The sequence below is a fragment of the Lapidilactobacillus luobeiensis genome (genome assembly GCF_024345205.1).
GTDB classification, from domain to species: domain Bacteria; phylum Bacillota; class Bacilli; order Lactobacillales; family Lactobacillaceae; genus Lapidilactobacillus; species Lapidilactobacillus luobeiensis.
The window spans coordinates 1-19,545 of record NZ_BROC01000041.1 but is presented as its reverse complement, the minus strand read 5'-3'; the positions used below and the strand labels follow the sequence as shown (position 1 = coordinate 19,545).

15 protein-coding genes are annotated in these 19,545 nt (G+C 47.9%); 14 read left to right on the top strand and 1 reads right to left on the bottom strand.

Going from position 1 to position 19,545, the window contains the following annotated elements; genetic code table 11:
• The first annotated feature begins 303 nt into the window (after positions 1 to 303).
• From OCU21_RS10800 to sfsA, 14 genes are all read left to right on the top strand, one after another.
• A complete protein-coding gene (locus OCU21_RS10800; protein ID WP_261807416.1) occupies positions 304 to 846 on the top strand; it encodes a helix-turn-helix domain-containing protein in 543 nt (180 codons plus the stop codon).
• 12 nt (positions 847 to 858) lie between these two features.
• Positions 859 to 1,950, top strand: coding sequence for an ABC transporter ATP-binding protein (locus tag OCU21_RS10795; RefSeq protein ID WP_261807415.1), 1,092 nt, complete (start codon positions 859 to 861; stop codon positions 1,948 to 1,950).
• Between the two features lie 6 nt (positions 1,951 to 1,956).
• Positions 1,957 to 2,790: an ABC transporter permease gene (locus tag OCU21_RS10790; protein WP_261807414.1), complete on the top strand. Its 834-nt coding sequence runs from the start codon at positions 1,957 to 1,959 to the stop codon at positions 2,788 to 2,790.
• Positions 2,771 to 3,595 carry an ABC transporter permease gene (locus tag OCU21_RS10785; RefSeq protein ID WP_261807413.1) on the top strand — a complete coding sequence of 275 codons (825 nt, stop codon included), beginning with the start codon at positions 2,771 to 2,773 and terminating at the stop codon, positions 3,593 to 3,595. Before OCU21_RS10790 ends, OCU21_RS10785 begins: the two co-directional genes overlap by 20 nt.
• Entirely contained in the window at positions 3,592 to 4,668 is a 1,077-nt protein-coding gene (locus tag OCU21_RS10780) for an ABC transporter substrate-binding protein (RefSeq protein ID WP_261807412.1), read from the top strand. The genes OCU21_RS10785 and OCU21_RS10780 overlap by 4 nt, the downstream gene beginning before the upstream one ends.
• A 547-nt stretch (positions 4,669 to 5,215) precedes the next feature.
• Positions 5,216 to 6,073: a diadenylate cyclase CdaA gene (gene cdaA, locus OCU21_RS10775; protein WP_261807411.1), complete on the top strand. Its 858-nt coding sequence runs from the start codon at positions 5,216 to 5,218 to the stop codon at positions 6,071 to 6,073.
• Complete coding sequence (locus tag OCU21_RS10770; RefSeq protein ID WP_261807410.1) at positions 6,070 to 7,179, top strand: CdaR family protein; 1,110 nt, start codon at positions 6,070 to 6,072, stop codon at positions 7,177 to 7,179. The genes cdaA and OCU21_RS10770 overlap by 4 nt, the downstream gene beginning before the upstream one ends.
• 20 nt (positions 7,180 to 7,199) lie before the next feature.
• Positions 7,200 to 8,567, top strand: coding sequence for a phosphoglucosamine mutase (glmM, locus tag OCU21_RS10765; RefSeq protein WP_261807409.1), 1,368 nt, complete (start codon positions 7,200 to 7,202; stop codon positions 8,565 to 8,567).
• Between the two features lie 915 nt (positions 8,568 to 9,482).
• Complete coding sequence (locus OCU21_RS10760; protein ID WP_261807408.1) at positions 9,483 to 11,318, top strand: ABC transporter ATP-binding protein; 1,836 nt, start codon at positions 9,483 to 9,485, stop codon at positions 11,316 to 11,318.
• Positions 11,296 to 13,248, top strand: coding sequence for an ABC transporter ATP-binding protein (locus tag OCU21_RS10755; RefSeq protein WP_261807407.1), 1,953 nt, complete (start codon positions 11,296 to 11,298; stop codon positions 13,246 to 13,248). Before OCU21_RS10760 ends, OCU21_RS10755 begins: the two co-directional genes overlap by 23 nt.
• Before the next feature lie 339 nt (positions 13,249 to 13,587).
• Positions 13,588 to 15,402 (top strand): glutamine--fructose-6-phosphate transaminase (isomerizing), encoded by a 1,815-nt coding sequence (gene glmS / locus OCU21_RS10750; protein WP_261807406.1) that lies wholly within the window; start codon positions 13,588 to 13,590, stop codon positions 15,400 to 15,402.
• Between the two features lie 1,215 nt (positions 15,403 to 16,617).
• Complete coding sequence (locus tag OCU21_RS10745) at positions 16,618 to 17,511, top strand: DegV family protein (protein WP_261807405.1); 894 nt, start codon at positions 16,618 to 16,620, stop codon at positions 17,509 to 17,511.
• Positions 17,508 to 18,134: a GNAT family N-acetyltransferase gene (locus OCU21_RS10740; protein ID WP_261807404.1), complete on the top strand. Its 627-nt coding sequence runs from the start codon at positions 17,508 to 17,510 to the stop codon at positions 18,132 to 18,134. Before OCU21_RS10745 ends, OCU21_RS10740 begins: the two co-directional genes overlap by 4 nt.
• Positions 18,134 to 18,853: a DNA/RNA nuclease SfsA gene (gene sfsA, locus OCU21_RS10735; protein ID WP_261807403.1), complete on the top strand. Its 720-nt coding sequence runs from the start codon at positions 18,134 to 18,136 to the stop codon at positions 18,851 to 18,853. Before OCU21_RS10740 ends, sfsA begins: the two co-directional genes overlap by 1 nt.
• 505 nt (positions 18,854 to 19,358) lie before the next feature.
• Here sfsA and OCU21_RS10730 read toward each other — a convergent pair.
• On the bottom strand, positions 19,359 to 19,545 hold a 187-nt coding region (locus OCU21_RS10730), incomplete at its 5' end, for a hypothetical protein (RefSeq protein ID WP_261807402.1).

Sequence of the window (19,545 nt, the reverse complement as noted above, 5' to 3'; positions counted from 1 at the left end):
GCTCAGGCTAGCGGGCTTCCACGAGAATGGCAGTATGGTATTACACATAATCAATAGTACCAAGAAAACTTAATAGTAAGTTTGGGTGTTTTAGCAGCACAATCAGTATTCATGAATTCTAGCAAATATCTTTATTACTAAAACCCACGTTAACTTGACGCCATCAAATCAGTCAAAACACTTGGCAGATCGGGGAGAATCAGTTATACTGATTGAAGTTTTGGTAAACTCAAAGTTAGATAACTTTTTGTTTACTAATGATTAGAGATCGCTGAAAGTGACGGATCATCTAGGAGGACAGGCATGGTATTCGGGCAAAAGTTACGAGCGCTACGAGTAATGAAGAATTTGACGCAAGAAGAACTTGGTGAGCGGACCGATCTGACGAAGGGTTATATTTCTCAATTGGAAAATGATCAGGCGTCGCCGACTGTGGAGACCTTGAGTGATATCTTAACGGTTTTAGGAGTCAGTTTGGCCGAGTTTTTTACAGCAGAACCCAGTAAAGCCGCTTTGTTGTTTGGAATGGATCAGCAAGTCGATCATGTTGACGAAGGACTAGGCTATCATTTGAAATGGTTGATCAATGACTCCAATGAACGCGAAATGGAGCCGGTCTTATTGACGATCGAGCCTGGCGGTAAATTCAAGGCCTTTGATCCGTCACCGGCGGAGACCTTTGCTTATGTGATCAAAGGCAGTGTTTGCTTGCGTCTAGGCGATGAAACGATCACTGCCAAAGCGCGGGAGTCACTATATTTCACCGCGACAAATCCACATCAATTAACAAATCCGGGCAACAAACCAGTGACTTTACTCTTGGTGGCAACGGCATCTTATTTATAGGGGGTTGGGCAAATGACGAAACCGATCATTGAATTAAAGGGGATCACAAAGCAGTATGATGATGGCTTTGTGGCCTTATCAAAAATCAATATGACGATTGAACAGGGCAAATTTTATTCATTGTTAGGGCCATCCGGTTCGGGTAAGACAACGATTTTGCGGATCATCGCCGGTTTTACCAACGCGACAGAGGGGCAAGTTTTATTTAGTGGCCAACAGATCAACCAATTGCCGCCGAATCAGCGCAAGGTCAATACAGTTTTTCAAAATTACGCGCTTTTTCCGCATTTGGATGTTTTCGATAATGTGGCCTTTGGCTTAACGCTACAAAAGCGGCCTAAACAGGAAGTCAAAAAGCGGGTCTTGGACGCTTTGAAATTGGTGCAGCTACCAGGTTACGCCAATCGCGAGATCAGTGAATTGTCTGGTGGGCAGCAACAGCGGGTAGCAATCGCTCGGGCGATCGTCAATGAGCCTGAGGTGTTGCTTCTTGATGAGCCTTTATCGGCTTTAGACATGAAGTTACGGCAAGATATGCAATATGAATTACGGGAATTGCAACAACGATTGGGGATCACCTTTATTTTTGTGACCCATGATCAAGAAGAAGCCTTGGCGATGAGCGATGAGATCTTCGTGATGGATAATGGTAAAGTTTTACAAAGCGGCACGCCTGTCGATATCTATGATGAGCCGATCAATCATTTCGTTGCGAATTTTATCGGTGAAAGCAATATTTTGCCCGGGAAAATGTTGGCGGATTATCAAGTGGAGTTCGTTGGCAAATCGTTTGAGTGTGCCGACGGGGGCATGCGTGTCAATGAAGCGGTCGAAGTTGTTTTGCGACCGGAGGATCTGGACATTACCACAGCCGATCAGGGCAAATTGGTCGTTAAAGTCGACACGCAACTTTTTCGGGGCGATCATTTCGAGATCATTGGTCTTGACGCGGATGGCAATGAATGGTTGATCCATTCCACCAATCCGGTCCGAGACGGCAAGGAGATCGGTTTGACCTTCGAGCCTGAAGATATCCACGTGATGCGGTTTGGTGAGAAAGAAGCCGATTTTGATGCTCGTTTGGAGCAGTACGAGGAGGATTAAGCAATCATGAAGAAAAGCAAACAGTTTTTTATGGTGCCTTACTTCTTGTGGATCGCGCTATTTGTAGTGGCGCCGCTGCTTTTGATCCTTTATCAATCATTTACTGATGGGCAGGGCCATTTCACAGTCCGAAATTATTTGACTTATGGATCGTCCAGCGTTTACTTGAAAATGTCGCTGAATTCGTTGTGGTACGCGTTTTTGATCACCGTGATCACCTTATTGGTCAGCTATCCCGCGGCTTATATTTTAAGTCGCTTGAAACATCAACAGCTTTGGCTGCTCTTGATCATTTTACCGACTTGGATCAATTTGTTATTGAAGGCTTATGCTTTTATCGGCCTGTTCAGTCGCGCCGGCGCAGTCAATCATTTCCTGATGTTTATCGGGATCGGACCGAAACAGATCTTGTTTTCTGATTTCAGTTTCCTGTTGGTGGCCAGTTACATCGAGATCCCCTTTATGATCTTGCCGATCTATAACGCGATCGTTCAATTGGATCCAGCGCTACCTAACGCCAGTCGCGATCTGGGCGCTAGTCCTTGGCAGACGTTTCGTTTAGTGACCTTCCCACTGACTTTGAGTGGGGTCAAAGCTGGGGTCCAGGCTGTTTTTATTCCGTCACTATCGCTGTTCATGTTGACGCGATTGATCGGCGGTAATCGTGTGATCACTTTGGGAACGGCGATCGAGGAACATTTTTTGACCACGATGAACTGGGGGATGGGTTCGACGATCGGGGTGATCTTGATCGTGATGATGTTCGTGATCATGATGTTGACCAATGATCGTAAGAAAAAACGGCGGGAGGTATTAGACGATGAAAAAACCACGCTTTAGTTCGCTCTATTTGATTTTCGTGTTTATTATTTTGTACACGCCGATCTTTTATTTGATCTTCTATTCCTTTAACGCCGGCGGCAACATGAATCATTTTACTGGCTTTACTTGGGAACATTACCAGACTTTGTTCTCAGATCAGCGGATCTTGGTGATCGTCTTGGATACGCTCTTGATCGCCTTATTATCATCATTGGTAGCGACGATCGTGGGGACTTTTGGCGCGCTAGGGATCGCGGGACATAAAAAAGCAGCGACGCGGTCAACATTATTGACCTTGAACAATGTTTTGATGGTTTCCCCAGATGTGATCATCGGCGCGAGTTTTTTGATTTTATTCACTTCACTGGGGATCGGTCTCGGATTTGGTTCAGTCCTAGTCAGCCATATCGCTTTTTCGATCCCGATCGTAGTCCTGATGGTTTTGCCGAAAGTCAACGAGTTGGATCCGGCCTTACTGAATGCGGCGCAAGACTTGGGCGCAAGTAAGGCCCAGACATTTTGGCGCGTGATCATTCCTTACATCACTCCGGGGATCCTGTCTGGTTTCTTCATGGCTTTTACTTATTCCTTGGATGATTTCGCGGTGACTTTCTTCGTGACTGGCAATGGCTTCACCACTTTGTCCGTGGAGATCTATTCACGAGCGCGTCAGGGGATCAGCTTGGAGATCAATGCTTTGTCCGCAGTGATGTTCATTTTCGCCTTGTTATTAGTCGTTGGGTATTATTTCGTCAACCAGTATTCACGTAGTCGGCGCCAACGACAAAAACGTCACGCTCAAGCGGAGGTGACCTTGCGATGAAAAAAATCCTGATGATGATGGCTTCGATCTTGGCGTTATGTGGTGTCTTGTTCCTTACCAGCAAGCAATTATCCGCGCAGGCGGGAGCAACGACACAGGCGAATACGTTGAATCTTTACAATTGGGGTGATTATATCGACCCTGGTTTGATCAAGAAATTTGAAAAGCAAACCGGATATCACGTTCAGTATGAGACCTTTGATAGCAACGAGGCGATGTTCACTAAGATCAAGCAAGGCGGGACCGCCTATGATCTGGCGATCCCCAGTGATTACATGATCGAAAAGATGAAAAAAGCCAATTTACTATTGCCGATCGATCAAAAGAAGTTGCCTAACTTTAAGTATTTGGATCAACATTTTCTCGACCAATCTTTTGACCGGGGCAATCGTTACTCAGTGCCCTATTTCTGGGGAACGTTGGGCATCATTTATAATGATCAACAGGTCAGCGCCAGTGAAGTCCAGCATTGGAACGATCTTTGGGCGCCTAAATGGCAAAATGAATTGATGTTGGTCGACTCGGCCCGAGATATTCTCGGGATGACGTTGATCTCGCAAGGTCAGTCTGTCAATACCACGGCGACGACGACCTTGAATCAAGCCTCGCACAAATTGGATCAGCTTTCGATCAACGTTAAGGCGATCGTCGCTGATGAGATCAAAACTTACATGATCCAAGAAGAAGCGCCCCTGGCAGTGACTTGGTCAGGCGAGGCCGCGGAAATGATCGACCAAAACGAGCATCTTCATTATGTGGTTCCCAGCGAGGGCAGTAACGCGTGGTACGATAATATGGTCATTCCTAAAACCGCCAAGCATCAACGAGCCGCTTACGCCTTTATCGATTTTATGTTAGATCCGAAAAACGCGGCTCAAAACGCGGAATACGTGGGTTACGCAACGCCCAACAAAGCGGCCAAGGCATTATTGCCTAAAAAGATCCGTCAGGACCAACAATTTTATCCCCCTCTGAAAACGATCGAGAAACTAGAGGTCTATCAAGATTTAGGTGCACAAAAGGTAGAGCAATATAACGATCTATTTTTGAAATTTAAGATGTATCGTCAATAAGCGCGATCAACTCAGGTATTTATGGTAATCTATCTCTGGACGTCAGTGGTTTTTCAGAAAAAGATTATGCGATTGTATTCGTGCTTGCAGTCTAAATGTTTCAGCTTTTGTTGGCTTTGAAAACGCGCGTAAATGATCGTTTATTGGGTGGATAGCGTGAGATTTTTGTGAAAAAGCGTGATGAGTGAGCAACTTTAATGATGCTTACTCGGGACGCTTTTTTTACTGCTGAGGGAACATCGCCTTAAAATCAAAGTCGGATTGCAGAGGGTGCAGTCAAGCAAATCTGGCGTTCTAACGGCAGCCATTACTAAGAAAATCTGCATCATAAGGTTCAGGATCGAAAGGGAAAATATTTAAATTGGGATTTTCAGAAACAGGAAATAGACGCTGATCGTCTAGGAAACTCTGTTTTTGTTTTCGAAAAAGTTGTGCTAACATGTTGGATAGATAAGATAAAAATGATTCATCCAGCATTTTACATGGTAAAGTACCTAAGCTATGATAACATGGTATAATTAATTATCATGATGCGAGGAGGTTGGTCATGAGTTTAGCAAGCATCCCTTGGAATCAGATCTTTGTCTGGCAAAATCTCATGAACGTGATCGATATTCTGGTCATCTGGTTCTTGATCTATAAAGTGATCATGTTGCTCCGTGGTACCAAAGCAGTCCAGTTATTCAATGGTATCTTGGTCATTATTGTGATCAAAGTGATCAGTTATTACTTGAATCTACACGCGCTCTCTTATATCGTTGATCAGGTGATCAATTGGTCAGTCGTTGTTTTGGTCGTGATCTTCCAGCCAGAGATCCGGCGGGCTTTAGAGCGGCTAGGTCGAAATCAGATTTTTGCGACCAGTCATAAAGAAAATGATGATGTCAATCATTTGGTCGAGGGTCTGGACAAGGCGATCCAATATATGTCAAAACGCCGCATCGGGGCGTTGATCACGATCCAGATGAATACCGGACTGGAAGATTATATTGAAACTGGGATCCCTTTGGACGCGGATGTTTCAGGGGAATTGTTGATCAACATTTTCATTCCCAATACGCCGTTACACGATGGCGCCGTGATCATTCGTGATAACAAGATCGCTGTGGCGGCAGCCTACCTGCCTCTTTCGGAAAGCAATATGATCCCGAAGGAGTTAGGGACAAGACACCGAGCTGCTGTGGGGATCAGTGAAGTGACTGATGCCTTGACCTTGGTCGTTTCTGAGGAAACCGGCGCGGTGACGATCACCAAGAATAGTCAGTTGATGCATGATCTTAGTCGAGAAGATTATTTGAAATTTCTTCATGTTCATTTGGATCCGCCAGAAAGCAAAAATAATTGGTGGCAGAATTTTCTCAACTTCTTTAAGCCTAAACAAGCGAAGGAGGAGACCAAGAAATGAAAGATTTTTTCAATCGGCCTTGGGTCTATCGGGTCCTTTCCTTGGGTTTAGCCGTCCTTTTGTTTGTTTATGTGCAGTCCAATAACCTTGGTTCGACCCATGCGGATGAAACGAGCAACCGCGAGCAAAGCGCGGTGGCACAAACCAAAGCGACGATGCGGGTTTCTTTGCAAGTCGAAGCGGATGTTGAAAAGTATTTCGTGACCGGCTATCCAGAAAAGGTCGATCTAACGATCTCAGGATCCAGTTCGCTGGTCTCGGCCGCGCGGAATACCCAAGATTTTCGTGTCTATATCGATCTGCGCGATCTTTCGACAGGGACGCATGTCGTTAAAATCAAGGTCTCAGGTCTGAATAAGTCATTAAACTATTCGATCAAGCCGGAAACGACTAAAGTCAAGATCCAAACGCGCTCTGATCGCAAATTGCCGATCCAAGTCAAGTATAATTCTAATCGTGTCGCTGATGGTTACTTGGTGGGCACACCTGCGATCAGTCCGGAGACTGTTCGGGTGTCGGGAGCCAAGACCGAAGTCAAACGGGTCAAGCAAGTTGTCGCTGAACTCGATTTGAGCGCTAATACCAAGGCGGATTATGATCAAGAAGTCTTACTTAGAGCTTTGGATAAAGATGGTAAAGAAGTCGATGTCTTAATGAGTCCACAAACGGCTCATGTCGAACTGCCGATCTCTTTACCCACTAAAAAAATGAATTTAAGCTTCATCAACGATGGCGATGGCGCCGATGGTCTCCTGTACGCGTTTAACAGTTCTGTGACCCAGATAACTGTTTCCGCGCCGCAAAGTGTTTTGTCAGACCTACCTAGTACCTTAACGATGCCTGTCGATATCAGTGACATCACTTCATCGATCCAAAAAACGGTGACCCTGACTAAGCCAGATGGGGTGGTCGCGATCAGTCCGAAGTCAGTAGCGGTCAATATCAAGGTGACCCAAAGCACCTCCGGCAGTTCATCGAGTAGTTCCAGCAAGTCAACGACATCGTCGTCCAGTAGCAAGTCATCGAGTAGTAATTCTAGCTCATCCAGTTCAAGCTCATCGTCAAGTTCTTCATCTGATGATGACACAGCAACAGATTCTGAGTAGTAAAGAGGAGAGAGAGAACAATGGTAAAATATTTTGGTACCGATGGTGTTCGGGGCGTGGCCAATCGCGAATTAACGCCTGAATTAGCATTTAAATTAGGTCGTGCTGGTGGCTACGTTTTGACCCAACATGCGGAGAAAGAAGCCGATCATCAAGTTCCGCGAGTTTTAGTTGCGCGGGATACGCGTGCTTCTGGCGAATTACTAGAGTATGCTTTGATCTCCGGTCTGTTGTCTGTCGGTATCGAAGTTTTGAAATTAGGAGTCATCACGACGCCATCCGTTGCTTACTTAGTACGCGCGCAAGGTGCGGACGCGGGGATCATGATTTCGGCCTCGCATAATCCGGCCCAAGACAATGGCATCAAATTCTTCGGTTCTGATGGTTTTAAATTGTTGGATAGCGAAGAAGAAGAGATCGAAGTTTATCTAGATGCCACAGAGGACCGGTTACCACGGCCGGCTGCTGCAGGTTTAGGTACTGTCGATGACTATCCTGAGGCCGCTCAAAAATATTTGCAATTTATCGAACAAACGGTTCCCGACGATCTTTCCGGGATCAAATTGGTCGTTGATGCGGCTAATGGTGCGACCAGTGGCTTAGTTAATCGCCTTTTTGCCGATCTGGAAGCGGATTTCACGACCATCGCGACTGCGCCAGATGGTTTGAATATCAATGACCATGTTGGTTCGACCCATCCCGAACGTTTGGCGGCGAAAGTCATTGAAGTCGGCGCTGATCTTGGCTTGGCTTTTGATGGTGATGGTGATCGTTGTATCGCCGTTGATGAGACGGGCGCGGTGGTCGATGGCGATAAGATCATGTACATTTTGGGGACCCATTTTGCCGAACGTGGTCGTTTGAAGAAAGACACGATCGTGACCACGGTGATGAGTAATATCGGTCTCTATAAGGCGATTGAAAAAGCCGGTCTGAAATCGGTCCAAACTCAAGTCGGGGACCGTTATGTCGTTGAAGAAATGCGCGCTAATGGTTATAATCTCGGCGGTGAACAATCTGGGCATATCATCATGTCAGATTTCCATAATACGGGAGATGGCATGTTGACAGGGATCCAACTCCTGAACATCATGAAACAGTCTGGCCAAAAGCTTTCTGAATTGGCTGCGCCAGTCCAGACTTATCCGCAGAAATTGGTTAATATTAAAGTAACCGACAAGAAAAATTGGCAAGATCATCCTAAGATCGTTGCGACGATCGATACCGTCGAAAAGGAAATGAACGGCGATGGTCGTGTCCTAGTACGGCCTAGCGGGACTGAATCCTTGCTGCGGGTGATGGCAGAGGCACCGACTCAAGAACTAGTCGATAAATACGTTGACCAGATCGCCGATGTGGTCCGCAACGAGATCGGCGCTGCCGACTAAGGCGTTGGATAACGGGTCGAACCAGAGTCAGATGATTTGAAATTGCACTGATCAAGTCGGCAGATCCTATTTCAGTAGTCAGTACAGCAAGACCGTTAGTTTACGCAACTGAGAAAAGTTAGGTCGCTTCATTTGCGGTTTTTTAAAACAAACCTCCTAAGTCATTAGATAATATCTGCTGACTAGGAGGTTTTTTCTATTGTTAGCCAAGAGAAAATTGATATCCTTGGCTTTCTCTTTTGTAAGCATTCAGTCAAATGATGATTGGCCAAATAATATAGAGAGCCCCCAGCCGCTGACTGGGAGGCTCTCTGTTTTTGAATGATTTGCTTTTCGTTACTGCTAGCTTGTGGCGAATGGGGACCGAAGTCGGCGTTTTCTCACTTGTTCGGACATTGCAACATTATTGTTGAGCAGAAGATGACTTGATTGGGGAAATAATTAGGCGCTGTCATTATGACCGTGATAGCTTTGCCTTTTGCGATCACCCGAATCACGCGATTGATCGCTATTATGCCTACCTGCATTAGAAGGTGGCATATAAAATATACTTTTTTCTAATTAAAATTGTTTTTTTCTAATTTTGATTTATAATTTAGATATTCACGTGAATGAAAAATCAAAATAATGGCTCCCAGGGGAATACGATTGAATGATATCGATATGTCGAAAGAACCTCGTGCTGTCTATTTTCTTGAGAACAATAGGCGCGGTGAGATAAGACGGCTGAACGATCAGACTTGCAACAGATCAAGGTCAGGCTGGCTTTAGCAGAAGCCGCAGAACTGCTTCGATCAAGCAGTGGTTCACGTGGGTCGAGCAGCCGAAAAGGCAGTGGTTATTTTAAATCGCTACGTTTATTAAGGAATCAGATGAGCTTTCTGGTTCACTTTTTACATAAAAGAGGGCAATGTTATGGAGAAGCAACCGCACACTATTTTACAAAACGTCCATTATGTTCTAGCCGGGTTTGCGCAGAGCGGGGAACATTATCTGGGCAAACTCATTCTTTATTATTTCCTCTCATTAACACTGACGCTAGGCGTGACCGCTTTGCCAGCGCTGATCGTGGCCCAGTTCGAAGCCAAGGTGGCGTTGCCGCAACTCTTACTTCAGGTCGGTGGCTTGGTCCTGCTGTTGGCTGTGGCCGCCTTCTTTTCCTTGGTGGTCAAAACCCAGGCGGATGCGACGATCACCCGCGGGCGCTTTAAGTCCTTCGAGCTGAAACTCTATCAGAAGCTAATGACCACCGATTATGAGAATACGCTGACCAATCGCTTTCAGAAATTACTGGTCAATGCCCTGACCTTTGGGGTTTACGGCGACGGCTCCGGGGTCGCTCAGATTTTACAACAATTTGGCTTAGTCGGTTTAGATTTGCTATTGATCGTTGGCTTTTCGCTCTATGCCACGACCCAGATTCCATATTTCTTCGTCCTGATCGTCGTCGAGTTGGCCCTGACTTATTTAGTGGTGCGTTTTGACACCAATTATCGGCAGAAGACGCTGGCCTATCGCGATCAATTGTACGCTCAACAGAATTATTTGACCCGGACCGCCGGCAATATCAAGAATGGCAAAGAGATCCGCCTGTTCAAAATGGACAACTGGCTGGCGGCTAATTTGGATCAAACGGTGTCCGCGTCGCTGCAATACCAACGGCAGTTAGCCCGGCACACCTTATTGGCCAACTTCTGGGAAAGTTTGTTTAGTTTTCTGCGGGATTCCTTGGTGTTCGTGGTCTTGATCATTTTGATCCAACGCCAACAGATCTCCGTGGCCAGTTTTGTGCTTTATTTCAATATTTTGGCCCAGATGAATGGCTGGCTGCGGCAATTGTTGAGTGAGACCAATGATCTGAAGAAATCGTCTCAGGATATTGACCATTTGCGTAACTTTCTCACTTTTCCCGAGTTTCGCAAGCATTACGCCGATCCTACCGTGGGGCCAGATCAGGTGGAAATTCGTTTTGATCATGTCAGCTATCACTATCCAGACGCGACGGCAGAAACCTTACACGACGTGAGTTTCACGATCAAGCCCGGCGAGCGCTTGGCGTTGGTCGGGAACAATGGCGCCGGCAAAAGCACGATCGTTAACTTATTACTAGGCTTGTTGCGTCCGACTGCGGGTCAAATTTACTTTGATGGTGTCGCGGCCGATCAATTCAGTCAAGCTGCACTGGCCGATCTGGTCACCCCGGTTTTTCAAAGTACCGATATTTGGGCGACGACCATTGCCCAAACGGTGGCCATGATTGCCGATGAGACTGCGATCGATGAGGCCAAGGTCAAGCAAGTCTTAGAACAAGTGGGGTTGTTGACCAAGATCCAGGCGCTGCCCCAAGGCATTCACAGCCATTTGACCCGCTATATCCACAGTGATGGCGTGGAATTCTCTGGTGGTGAGACCCAACGCTTGATGTTGGCGCGGGCCTTATACCGGCAAACTCCGGCTATTTTGTTGGACGAACCGACCGCGGCCTTGGACGCTTTGGCCGAAAGTGAACTTTACGAAGAATATCAGGATCTGATCGGCGCGAAAACATCCTTGTTCATCTCCCACCGCTTGGCCTCGACACGTTTTTGTGATCGGATCATCCTGCTGTATCATGGCGTCTTAAAGGAACAAGGCACCCACGAGGAACTAATGGCGCAAAACGGGATCTACGCGGAAATGTTCGCGATCCAAAGCCAATACTATCAAGACCAAGAGGAGGATGAGTCTGATGAATCAGTGGCAGAAAACTAAAGTCGCCTTGAAAATGATCCACGAACTGGTGCCTCGGAGTTTGCGTGTTTTGGTTTTAGCCGCCTTGGTTACCGTGCTTTATCCTTATTACGCCAGCACTTCCTTGGCGCTGATCATCAACGCGCTGACGGCTAAAGCAGCATTAAACAACTTGATCATGCTGGTCGTTGGCCTGAGTTTCGGTGGCTTGCTCTTTGGCCTGCTCAATAATTGGATGAATCTACAAGTGACCTTGATCAAGCAAGAAATCTACTTACGTTTCACACAGCGCTCCGCTGAAAAGACGATGACCTTGAACTATGAACAACTAGAATCGCCAGAAGTGATGGCGCTGAGAACCAAGGGTGAGAATGCGTTGGTTTACAATAACGCGCTGAATCAAGTGATCGACGGCCTTTTTTCCGGGACACTGAATGTCGTTATTTCTTTCGTGATCACCGTGGTGACCATGGTCGCGATTTTGACGACGCATAGTGCGCAGACCAGCGGCTTGGCCCTGTTCACCAACTCACCTTGGTTCAGCTTGATTTTACTGATCGCTTTGGCCGTGCCACTTTTGCTGTCTGGGCTCCTTTCCAATCGCAATCGTCATTTGCAGCAAACCGTGATGGACCAGATCGTCAGCTTCAACCAAGCTGACGGCTATTTCACCAATCAAGTCTTGCTCAATGATGATTCCGGTGCGATCTTTCGGGCCTTTAAAGCCAGCAACAGCTTCTTGCAATGGATCACCCAACAATTCAAATTGACGCCGATCCAGTTAGTGATCGCTAATCGCCAAAAGATGGCGCTGAACACAGCCAGTTTACAAGCCTTGACCTTGCTTGTCACCGGCGGCCTTTATGCGCTGATCTGTTTGAAAGCTTATGTTGGGGCGATCACGATCGGCGCGATCATCATCTACGTTGGTTATTTGCAAAATTTCATCAACGTTGTGAGCGCCAATATCGCCCAGTGGAACGATGGCTTGGCCATGCTCGACTATCTGAACACCTTGCTCGACTTTCTGGCGTTACCAGATGCAGGCGCACCAGCTGGACTGACCGCACCGACTAAACCGACCGAACTGGCCGCCGCCGCGCAAGCGACTACAATAGCGCCGACGGAACAAGGCGCGGAGCCGTCCGTGAACGTTACAGAGGCCGCTGCGCCCACCAGTGATTCGGTCGTTTCGCTAGCGCCGACGATCCAATTCGAGCATGTGTGGTTCCATTATGCTGGTAGTCAACGCTGGGTCATCAAAGAACTGAACCTAACGTTGACACCGCAAACCCAAGTTGCCATCGTCGGCCGAAACGGTTCCGGTAAAACAACGATCGTTAAATTACTCTGTCGCCTTTATCAGCCAACCCGCGGTCGTATTTTGATCAATGGTCAGGATATCCGTGAGTTGGGCGTCGACCAATTCCAGCAATTGATCGGGGTCGTTTTTCAAGATTTCAAGCTACTTGCTTACCCCATCGACCAGAATATTGCCGCTGATGCTGCCGTCGATCCAGCTAAAATGTGGACGGCCTTGGCTGCCAGCGGCATGGCCACTTGGGTCAAGCAACTCCCTGATGGCGAGAAAACCTGGTTGAGTCACGATCTCAACGATCACGGTCGCGATGTCTCCGGTGGCGAAGGTCAGAAATTAGCGATCGCCCGCGCCTATTATAAAGACGCGCCGATCCTGATCCTGGATGAGCCGACAGCCGCCTTGGATCCCCAATCGGAATTCGATATTTACCAGAATTTCCAAACGATCAGCCGTGGCAAAAGCGCCCTCTATATTTCCCATCGCATGGGCTCTTGTCGTTTCTGCGACCGGATCCTAGTCCTACAAGCCGGGCAGATCATTCAGGATGGCGACCATCGATCGCTTTTAGCCGATACGGCTGGCCTTTACCATCGGCTGTACACAGCGCAAGCGCAATATTATCAAAGTTAGTTCGCCGAGCAAGTATCATAAAATTATTTTCAACGTATTGTGGGCCGCTCAGCACAAAAGTGAGTATTTACAATCTGTCCTGATCATTTACCAGAATAAGAAGCATCTATTACAACGATTTCCTTGTGGCCGTCAGATGAACGATCATCATTCATTTGATCACCATAAGGTTTTTTTGTCGCCAGACTTGACTATCATAACAATACCAATAATCCGTTTTTAGATATACCAATTATTTAAAAATTCTTGACAATCATCAAATATAGCGATATTATTTCATTTGTTATCAAATAAAAACGCTAAAAATGATATATACCAATTACGAAAAGGTGATTAGACATGTGCGGAATCGTTGGAACGATCGGTAATGTGGAAACGACAGAGATCTTGATGAAAGGATTGACTCGACTGGAATATCGGGGCTATGACTCTGCTGGTATTTATGTAAACGATCAGGCCGGTCAGGATCATTTGATCAAAACAGTGGGGAAGATCGCGGCGCTTCAGGCGGCAGTCGGTCCTCAAGTTCAGGGTAAATTAGGAATCGCTCATACGCGCTGGGCCACACACGGTCAGCCTAGTGTCGCCAACGCGCATCCACAATTTTCGCCTTCCAAACGCTTTTATCTGGTCCACAATGGTGTGATCAGTAATTTTTCCGAATTGAAGGCGACGTATCTTGCTGAGCAAACCTTCGCAAGTCAGACGGATACTGAAGTGATCGTCCAATTGATCGCCCAATTTGTTGAACAAGAACAGCTAACTACTCTGGCCGCCTTCCAAAAGACCTTGAGCTTATTGGCAGGTTCTTATGCCTTGTTGATGATCGATCGTCAGCAACCAGATGTGCTCTATGTCGCCAAAAATAAAAGTCCTTTATTGATCGGTCTAGCCGATGGTTATAATGTTGTTACCTCTGACGCCTTGGCGACCTACGACTTGACCGATGATTATTTGGAACTACATGATGGTGAGTTGGCCCTAGTACGAGAAAATGATGTGACGATCCTTGATCAGAAGGGTGAAACTCAGGGACGGGAACCGATTGAGATCAAAGTCGAAGCGGATGCTGTGGGCAAAGGAACCTACCCGACTTTCATGCTAAAAGAGATCGATGAGCAACCAGCAGTCATGCGGCGGATCAGCCAGCATTATTTATCTGCCGCTGGCAAGATCGCCATCGACACTGACTTGGTGGAACGATTGGCCCAAGCCGACCGCCTTTACTTTGTGGCGGCCGGGACCAGTTATCATGCCAGCTTGGTGGGCAAACGCCTCTTTGAACGCTATGCGGAGATCCCGGCTGAAGCCGGTGTTGCCAGTGAGTTTGGCTATCATTGGCCACTGCTATCGGCTAAGCCCTTCTTTATTTTCCTATCACAAAGCGGTGAGACTGCCGACAGCCGACAAGTTCTGGTCGAAGCAAAACGCCGTGGCTTGCCAACTTTAGTGATCACCAATGTGGCAAATTCAACCTTAGCGCGAGAAGCTGATCATCATCTGTTATTGCATGCGGGCCCAGAGATCGCCGTGGCCTCAACGAAGGCCTATACCGCCCAGATCGCCGTCGAAGCCGTCCTAGCCAAGGCCGTTGGCGCAAGACGACAGATCGCTGCCGCCCAGGAACTTGATCTGGCGGGACAATTAGCGATGGCCGCTACTGCAATGGATGAGATCACTGACAATCACGAAACCTGGGATCAATTGGCGGCCCAGTATTTGGGTTCAGCGACCGACGCCTTTTATTTGGGCCGCGGGATCGATTACGATGTCAGTTTAGAGGCGGCACTGAAATTAAAAGAGATCTCTTATGTGCATACAGAAGGTTTCGCGGCTGGCGAATTAAAACATGGCACGATCGCCTTGATCGAACCCGGCGTGCCAGTGATCACCTTCATCACAGAAGTAGCGACCGCCGATCATACTCGAGGCAATGTCCAAGAGGTCAAAGCGCGTGGTGGCAATGTCTTGGTGATCGCGAGCACAACTTGTCAGCAACTTGGCGACCAGATCGTTATTCCCGCATTGACCGCTGAGTTGATGCCTTTGGTCACAGTGGTGTGTGGGCAATTGTTGGCCTATTATGCGACTTTGCAACGGGGACTGGATGTGGATCAACCTCGGAATCTTGCTAAAAGCGTGACGGTCGAGTAAGTCTATTGCAAAAGTGATGTTGTTTTGAGCCGATTTGAAAAGTGTGGCTTCTGTATTTGCTAATTGCCTGATTGCAGGTGTGGTTGGGTTTGGATGTGGACGCAACCGCCTCAGGGCGTTTTTGGTGGCTGGAAACGTGCTCCGCGCAACTGACTTCTGTGCTTAGCTACGCAATATCTTCGGAAGCGAAGCCCGCTTCCAAAGACATCGCTAGGCTAATGCTCGAAGTCAAACCGTTGCACTGCGCACTCTGTTTCGAACGCAGTGGACACTGTTTTGAGCCAATCCGCAAGGGGCGCGGCTTGTCTCAAAATCAGGTCTTTGTCTAAGTGGCAAAGTCACTAAGACAAATTTCACTGCTGAGCCACACGCCCTGAGGCGGTTGCTGGGCAGTGAAGAGCCTATCTGCAATCTTGGCGGAGTAGCTAATAAAGTGCTTTTGCTAGTGTGGCGGTCAAAATGCGATCACTTCATTGGTGAAAAGTCTTTGACTGGTTGTTCCAACCGATTGGCCAGACTAGTAAATCCGAGTTTTGTGACGCGCTATTCAGTTGCTGGTGATCATCAAGCTGATTGTTACATTGTGACCACTAGCCATGGTCGTCAACTACGTGGGAATCCATCAATTTACACGAGCAGGTGTTATGGCGTGGCAGCTTAAACTGCTTAGAACGGTTGAGCGGGCGGAGTGGAGTGTGGCGGGTGAGATCGCCGTGAAATTAAATGGGAGCGTGGAACACAACGGGTTGCTTTTGAGCACGACTAGCGATTTTGCTGGATCGATTCTTATCGATCCAGCAAAATTGCGTATCGGCGCAGAAAGCAGTTGTGTGGAACGCGTTCTTAGTGGCTGTGCCACTTAGACCAAGGCCTGATTTTAAGACTCGCAAAGCGAGGCTTAAAACAGCGCCCACAGCGATCTCACCCGCCACACGCAACGCAGCCCGCGGCCAGTGTTGGAACGGAACAGCCATCACAGCAATCTCACCCCGAACCGCACAGTAGAAGTGACGGCAAAGATACAGGAGCACAGCAAGCTTACCTGTCACACGCAACGCAGCCCGCGGCCAAGATTAAAAACGGAACAGTCACCACATCGCCGATGTTGCCCTGAATGCTCAGTCGCAAGTCCGCGCTGAAGATCGGACTAAAATAGGACTGTACTTTTTGCTGACTTTTAGTAGAATGAGACTAAACGATAAAAGTAGGGCAAACATGAAAACAGCCATTTTAACAGACAGTGCTTCGTACCTGACCCCGGCGGAAGCAGCCGCGATGAAGGTCAAAATGTTACCGATCACCGTTATTTTCGGTGAGGAACAATATTTAGAAAATGTCAGCATTAGCGCGCCTGAGTTCTATCAGCGCTTGCATCAAGAAACAAAATTGCCGACGACGGCGCAGATCACCATGCACCAAATGCAAACCGCTTTTGATGAGTTGACTGCGACCGGCTATGATGAAGTGATTTGTATCAATTTATCTAGTGGTATTACGACTTTTTTCGAAAATTTGTCCCGCTATGCCCAAACGGTCACGACGATCAAGGTCTATCCTTTTGATTCATTGATCGCCAGCGCCGGTGAGGCAGACTTGGTTCGTTATGCTCAGTATTTAGTGGATCAAGGTGAGCACGCAACAACGATCATACCTAAATTGACTGCATTGCGGTCCACGTTGGGTGTGGATTTTGCGGTGGATAATTTGAAACATTTATTGCGAACCGGTCGCGTCTCTAACGCCAGCGCTTTTTTGGGCGGGCTATTGCAGGTGAAGCCGATTTTGCAATTCGATGAGGCTGGTAAAATCGTTGCGGTCGCGAAGGAACGAACGATGCGCCGAGCCTTACAACACGCGCTGCAGGACCTGACTGCTGCCCAGGCCGCTGCCGATTACCCGCTACAAGTCACAGTGATCGACGGTAATGCACCAGAGATGTCCGCGCAATGGCAGGCCCAAATCGCCCAAACTTTTCCCCAAATGCGGGTCTTGACTAGTCATATCGGCCCCACGATCGGCGTCCATACAGGCGAAGGCGTCATGGGGCTCTTGTGGTCGCGAGATTGGCGAACGGAAGCGGCCAGCCTAGGCCAGGAGGCAGAAGCATGATCGGTTATCAAATTGATTCCGAACTTTATTTGGCTTTACCCCGGTCCCAAGATGCAACAGCGCTGGTGGCGTTGATCCAGACTGATGCTGTTTATTTGAGTCAGTGGTTAAATTGGCCAGCGGGGACGACTTTGGCGACGGAACAACAGGTGATCCAACAAAATCGCCGTGATTTTGGCACCGATAAGAGTTTAGTCTTGGCGATTTGGTGGCGCCAACAAATTGTGGGGATGATCAGCTTCAACGGCTTTCGCGCCGATGGTAAAATCAGCGACGTCGGCTACTGGCTCGGCCAAGGATTCCAAGGACAGGGCATTATGCATCGCGCGCTGATGGCGTTAGTGCAGATCGGCTTTACGGACTATCAGTTGGAAAAAATCGTGATCCATGCGGGCGTTGGCAATCAGCCCAGTAACGCTGTCGCTAGGAACGCCGGCTTTAAACTTGACGGGGTGGTTCGTCATGATGAACTCTTGACCAGTCAGGGCTGGATCGATCTTAATTCTTATAGCTTATTGCGGCAAGAATGGCTGGCACAACAGCCGAATAGGGGCCAATCCAACACGGACCAATCGAGTGTGGATCAACCAAACGCAGACCAATCAGATACGGACCAATTGTAATGAGATACCCGCAAGTCAAATTGGCGACTTTTCAAGCACGACCGAATCGTTTTATTGCTGATTGTCAGCTGGACGATCAACTGGTAGTGGCCCACGTCAAAAACACGGGCAAGTGCCGTGAACTGCTGGTCTCTGGCGCCACCGTTGCCTTGACCTATTGTCCTAGTCCTCAACGAAAAACGGATTATGATCTGATCGCGGTCCTACACGCGGGACGCTGGATCAATCTTGACTCGCAAATTCCGAATGATTTGGCGGCAGCTGGTGTGCGTCGTGGCCTGATCGTCTTGCCAGGTCTGGCCCCAGTCGCTGAGGTCCGTCGGGAAGTAGTCTTCCAAGATTCGCGGTTGGATCTGGCTGGGACCAGTCGCGACAATGAGGCTTTTTTCGTTGAGGTCAAAGGGGTGACCTTACTCAATGGCCAGCTGGCCGCCTTTCCCGACGCAGTAACGACCAGGGGATTGAAACATGTTCACACTTTAATGGCCGCGCAACAAGCTGGCTATCAAGCTTACCTGCTATTTATCGTACAGGCGGCCGGGATCACGACCATGACGATCAATCGGCGCTTGCAACCAGCATTGGCAACAGCGATCGCCGCGGCGCAGGCCGTTGGCGTTCAAGTCTTGGTTTACGGCTGTCAGGTGACCGCAGACACGATCGAAGTGGCCGAGCCGTTACGCTTCTCACTGGATATTGATTTTATTTTGCCGGAATAGTTGGGGCGGTTGCTAATGTTTTCGAAAAGGATGGCGTTCTGTTGTCAAATTTATGATTGATTGCAGGTGTGGTAGGGTTTGGATGGGGACGCAACCGCCTCAGGACGTTTGTCGTGGCTGGAACGTGGTGGGCATCGTTTGAAGCCAATCCGCAAGCCCAGCGGCTTGTCTTCAAATCGAGCCTTATTCTAAGCGATAAATCGCTAAGAATAATCTCACCGCTGAGCCACACGTCCTGAGGCGGTTGCTGAACAGAATCGAGCTTATCTGCAATCAAAGCGAATGATTTGACGAAGTGCTTTTGCCAGCTAGAGGTTAAAACAATCGCCCGCTTTTGGGATGGTACAGCAACACCAACTGAATTGTATCAAGTGGTCGGAACATTTGGTGTAGGCTGAACATTGCTACTTGTTTCCTTAATCAATCCTCGATGAAACCAACCGATTCAGTTGATTCACTGAGAACTAGGTTTGTTCATCAAGTAGGTTGTACTGGTGTCATCAATTTAAAGCTGGTGATCACTAATCACGGTCGTCAATTGCGTGGCTCCCCACCAATTGGCCATAGCTTGCCAGTCGGCATGAGCGCTCAAATGACTGTTATAACGTTGAGCGACTGGAGCGGAGAAATTCGGGGTGAGATCGCCGTGAAATTGTCCTTGGCGGCTTTGCCGCTTAGGACAAGGCCTGATT

Excerpts from the sequence above, each read along its gene's own strand:
- OCU21_RS10780 (WP_261807412.1), top strand. The coding sequence starts at position 3,592 with ATGAAAAAAATCCTGATGATGATGGCTTCGATCTTGGCGTTATGTGGT.
- glmM (WP_261807409.1), top strand. The coding sequence starts at position 7,200 with ATGGTAAAATATTTTGGTACCGATGGTGTTCGGGGCGTGGCCAATCGC.
- OCU21_RS10745 (WP_261807405.1), top strand. The coding sequence starts at position 16,618 with ATGAAAACAGCCATTTTAACAGACAGTGCTTCGTACCTGACCCCGGCG.
- OCU21_RS10755 (WP_261807407.1), top strand. The coding sequence starts at position 11,296 with ATGAATCAGTGGCAGAAAACTAAAGTCGCCTTGAAAATGATCCACGAA.
- OCU21_RS10795 (WP_261807415.1), top strand. The coding sequence starts at position 859 with ATGACGAAACCGATCATTGAATTAAAGGGGATCACAAAGCAGTATGAT.
- OCU21_RS10770 (WP_261807410.1), top strand. The coding sequence starts at position 6,070 with ATGAAAGATTTTTTCAATCGGCCTTGGGTCTATCGGGTCCTTTCCTTG.
- cdaA (WP_261807411.1), top strand. The coding sequence starts at position 5,216 with ATGAGTTTAGCAAGCATCCCTTGGAATCAGATCTTTGTCTGGCAAAAT.
- sfsA (WP_261807403.1), top strand. The coding sequence starts at position 18,134 with ATGAGATACCCGCAAGTCAAATTGGCGACTTTTCAAGCACGACCGAAT.
- OCU21_RS10800 (WP_261807416.1), top strand. The coding sequence starts at position 304 with ATGGTATTCGGGCAAAAGTTACGAGCGCTACGAGTAATGAAGAATTTG.
- glmS (WP_261807406.1), top strand. The coding sequence starts at position 13,588 with ATGTGCGGAATCGTTGGAACGATCGGTAATGTGGAAACGACAGAGATC.
- OCU21_RS10740 (WP_261807404.1), top strand. The coding sequence starts at position 17,508 with ATGATCGGTTATCAAATTGATTCCGAACTTTATTTGGCTTTACCCCGG.
- OCU21_RS10790 (WP_261807414.1), top strand. The coding sequence starts at position 1,957 with ATGAAGAAAAGCAAACAGTTTTTTATGGTGCCTTACTTCTTGTGGATC.
- OCU21_RS10760 (WP_261807408.1), top strand. The coding sequence starts at position 9,483 with ATGGAGAAGCAACCGCACACTATTTTACAAAACGTCCATTATGTTCTA.
- OCU21_RS10785 (WP_261807413.1), top strand. The coding sequence starts at position 2,771 with ATGAAAAAACCACGCTTTAGTTCGCTCTATTTGATTTTCGTGTTTATT.